Annotated in this window: 4 protein-coding genes; 3 read left to right on the top strand and 1 reads right to left on the bottom strand. The window is 72.4% G+C overall.

Annotated features, from left to right (window positions below; genetic code table 11):
- Positions 1 to 418: 418 nt before the first annotated feature.
- Genes E0493_RS22880 through pcaF form a run of 3 tightly spaced genes read left to right on the top strand, consistent with a single transcriptional unit; the run spans position 419 to position 2,981 of the window.
- Positions 419 to 1,093: a 3-oxoacid CoA-transferase subunit A gene (locus E0493_RS22880; protein ID WP_160939572.1), complete on the top strand. Its 675-nt coding sequence runs from the start codon at positions 419 to 421 to the stop codon at positions 1,091 to 1,093.
- A 14-nt stretch (positions 1,094 to 1,107) separates the two neighbouring features.
- Complete coding sequence (locus E0493_RS22875) at positions 1,108 to 1,773, top strand: 3-oxoacid CoA-transferase subunit B (RefSeq protein WP_160939571.1); 666 nt, start codon at positions 1,108 to 1,110, stop codon at positions 1,771 to 1,773.
- The gene (gene pcaF, locus E0493_RS22870) at positions 1,773 to 2,981 is read left to right on the top strand and encodes a 3-oxoadipyl-CoA thiolase (RefSeq protein WP_160939570.1); all 1,209 of its coding nucleotides are present in this window, start codon (positions 1,773 to 1,775) and stop codon (positions 2,979 to 2,981) included. Before E0493_RS22875 ends, pcaF begins: the two co-directional genes overlap by 1 nt.
- Before the next feature lie 264 nt (positions 2,982 to 3,245).
- On the opposite strand, the gene E0493_RS22865 is transcribed toward pcaF, so the two are convergent.
- Positions 3,246 to 3,452 (bottom strand): hypothetical protein (locus tag E0493_RS22865; RefSeq protein ID WP_160939569.1); only part of this gene is annotated, 207 nt, incomplete at its 5' end.

The raw sequence follows: 3,452 nt of genomic DNA, 5'->3' as shown, positions 1-3,452 counted from the left end.
GCGGCGGGCGCGGAGGCGCGGCGGGCGCGCCCTGCGCGCCTTGCGGGAAGCGGCCTTGGCTTTCCCGCGCGGCGCGACCGGCCTCTCCTGCATCGCCGCGCCGGCATGGCGGAAGGCGGCCTTCCGGTTCACCATGGGAAGGCCGCGAGCGCCGCCAGGATGGTGCCCGCCAGGGCCCGCACTCCTCGCGGCGGGGTGAGCGGGGGGATGCCGTGTGCGGGTTCCCCATGCGATGGCCGGGCCGCACGCCGCCCCCGCGCCCGGGCCGGTCACACCGCCGGCCCCGGCCCCGTCGCGCCAGCCGGCATTGCGGCCCTGGCCCGGCAAGACCTACTGTGGCGCCCCCCGCCCCGGGAAGCCATCCCGCGCGGCGCATGCAAGACACGGAGGAACCCATGCCCGAGCAGGAACAGGCAGCATGATCAACAAGATCGTCCGGGATATGGCGGAGGCCATGCAAGGCATCGCCGACGGCTCCACGGTGCTGGTGGGCGGCTTCGGCTCGGTCGGCCAGCCGGACGCGCTGATCGAGGGGCTGATCGAGCAGGGCGCCACGGACCTGACGGTGGTGGCCAACAATGCCGGCACCGGGCGCGTCGGCCTGGCGAAGCTGATGGAGTTGGGCCGGGTCCGCAAGATCATCTGCTCCTTCCCCCGCTCGGCCGGGTCGGTGGTCTTCGAGGAGCTGTACAAGGCCGGCAAGCTGGAGCTGGAGATCGTGCCGCAGGGGACGCTCGCCGAGCGCATGCGCGCCGCGGGCGCCGGTGTTCCGGCCTTCTACACGCCGACCGGCTACGGCACCCTGCTGACCGAGGGCAAGCCCACCGCCGAGTTCGACGGCACCCCCTGCGTGCTGGAGAAGGCGCTACCGGGCGACGTGGCGCTGATCCAGGCGCACCATGCCGACCGATGGGGCAACCTCACCTACCGCCGCAGCGGCCGCAACTTCAACCCGGTGATGGCCATGGCCGCGAAGCTCGCCGTCGCCCAGGTTGACGAGGTGGAGCCGCTCGGCACGCTGGACCCGGAGGCCGTCGTCACCCCGGGCATTTTCGTGGGCCGGGTCATCCGCGTGCCGCTGGCCGCGGGCTGAGGGAGGAGATCCGCATGAGCGAGACGAGCTTCACCCCGCTGTCGCGCAAGGACATGGCGCGGCGCGTGGCGCAGGACATCCCCGAGGGCTGGTACGTCAACCTCGGCATTGGCATTCCCACCATGGTGGCCGACTACGTGCCGCTGGAGCGCGAGGTGGTGTTCCACTCCGAGAACGGCGTGCTGGGCATGGGCCCCGCCCCCGGCCCGGACGACGCCGATCCCTGGCTGATCAACGCCGGCAAGCAGCTGGTCACGCTGCGGCGCGGCGGGGCCTATGTGCACCATGCCGACAGCTTCGCGATGATCCGCGGCGGCCACCTGGATCTCTGCGTGCTCGGCGCCTTCGAAGTGGCGGAGAACGGCGACATCGCCAACTGGGCGACCTCGGCCAACGACACCGCCCCCGCCGTGGGCGGCGCCATGGACCTCGCCGCCGGCGCCAAGCGCCTCTGGGTGGTGATGGAGCACGTCACCAAGGACGGCCGCCCGCGCCTGGTGGAATCCTGCTCCTATCCGCTGACGGCGATGCGCTCGGTGCGCCGCATCTACACCAACCTGGCGGTGATCGACGTCACCGCGCGCGGCTTCGAGGTGGTCGAGATGGCCCCCGGCCTCGGCTTCGACGAACTCCAGGCAAAAACCGGCGCCAGGCTGCACATGAGCAAGGAAGCCGGCTGATGCGCGACGCCTTCATCTGCGACGCCGCCCGCACGCCGATCGGCCGCTATGCCGGCGCCCTCGCCGCCGTGCGCGCCGACGACCTTGCGGCGGTGCCGATCCGCGCCCTGATGGCCCGCCACCCCCGCCTCAACTGGGGCGCGCTGGACGACGTCATCCTCGGCTGCGCCAACCAGGCCGGCGAGGACAACCGCAACGTCGCCCGCATGGCCTCGCTGCTCGCCGGGCTGCCGGACGGCATCCCCGGCGCCACGGTGAACCGCCTCTGCGGCTCCGGCATGGACGCGACCGGCATCGCCGCCCGCGCCATCAAGTCCGGCGAGGCCGAGCTGATGCTCGCCGGCGGCGTGGAAAGCATGACCCGCGCGCCCTTCGTCATGGGCAAGAGCGCCGAGGCCTTCGGGCGGCAGGCAGAGATCTTCGACACCACCATCGGCTGGCGCTTCGTCAACCCGCTGATGAAGGCCCAATACGGCGTGGAGTCCATGCCGGAAACGGCGGAGAACGTCGCCGCCGACTTCCAGGTGTCCCGCGCCGACCAGGACGCCTTCGCCTATCGCTCGCAGCAGCGGGCGAAGCGCGCCATGGAGACCGGCCGCTTCGCCGAGGAGATCGTTCCCGTCGAGATCCGCCGCCGCAAGGGCGACCCCATCGTCGTCACGCAGGACGAGCACCCCCGCCCGGAGACCACGCTGGAGGCCCTTGGCCGCCTGCCAACCCCCTTCCGCAAGGAGGGCGGCAGCGTCACCGCCGGCAATGCCTCCGGCGTCAACGACGGCGCCTGCGCCATCATCCTGGCCAGCGAGGAAGCCGCCGCCCGCTACGGCCTGACGCCTCGCGCCCGCGTGCTGGCCACCGCCACCGCCGGCGTGCCGCCGCGCATCATGGGCTTCGGCCCGGCGCCGGCCACCCGCAAGGTGCTGGACAAGGCGGGGCTCAGCCTCGACGACATCGACGTCATCGAGCTGAACGAGGCCTTCGCCGCCCAGGCCCTCGCCGTCACCCGCGATCTTGGCCTGCCCGACGACGCCGAGCACGTGAACCCGAACGGGGGCGCCATCGCGCTTGGCCATCCGCTCGGCATGTCGGGCGCCCGGCTGGTGCAGACCGCCGTCGCCGAGCTGCATCACCGGGAGGCGCGCTACGCCCTGGTCACCATGTGCATCGGCGTCGGACAGGGCATCGCCATGGTGCTGGAACGGGTCTGATCGGAGCTCGCACCGCCAGGCCGCCGGCGATGCTGTGGCTGGGTTTCTGCGGCCGAAGCGGAGGGCACGTGCCGCCCGCTTCGGCCCTCCGGAACGGCTGAAGGCACAACCCGGCCGGAAGCAGGGCCGCCGGCCTGTGGGAGCGGCAGCGCACTTCCCGCGTGAGGAGCCACGCTGCCGCCCGAGGGGGCGGCAGCGTGATCCGTTCGCCGTGTCAGGACGGAACCGGTCCTTCAAGCCGGCAACAAACGCCCCCTGCGCCTGTCACGCAGCCCCGAAGGCCCAGTCATGGGCGCCACCACCGCCGCTATTCAGCAGAGCGCTGAGGGCCAGGGCCGAGGCGTCAATTTCATGCAGTTCGCCGGAGGCGACCGGCAGCACGGCCTTGTAGCCGGCAGTGCCGTCGGCTTCGCCGCCGCCGCCGCCCTGCCCTTCCTGCAGGGTCAGCCCATGCAGCACGATCTCCTTGGC

Origin of the sequence: Teichococcus coralli (assembly GCF_009829925.1) — a bacterium.
In the GTDB taxonomy this organism is placed as follows: Bacteria; Pseudomonadota; Alphaproteobacteria; order Acetobacterales; family Acetobacteraceae; genus Pseudoroseomonas; species Pseudoroseomonas coralli.
The sequence above is the reverse complement of the archived record's forward strand: the minus strand, read 5'-3'. Positions and strand labels throughout refer to the sequence as shown.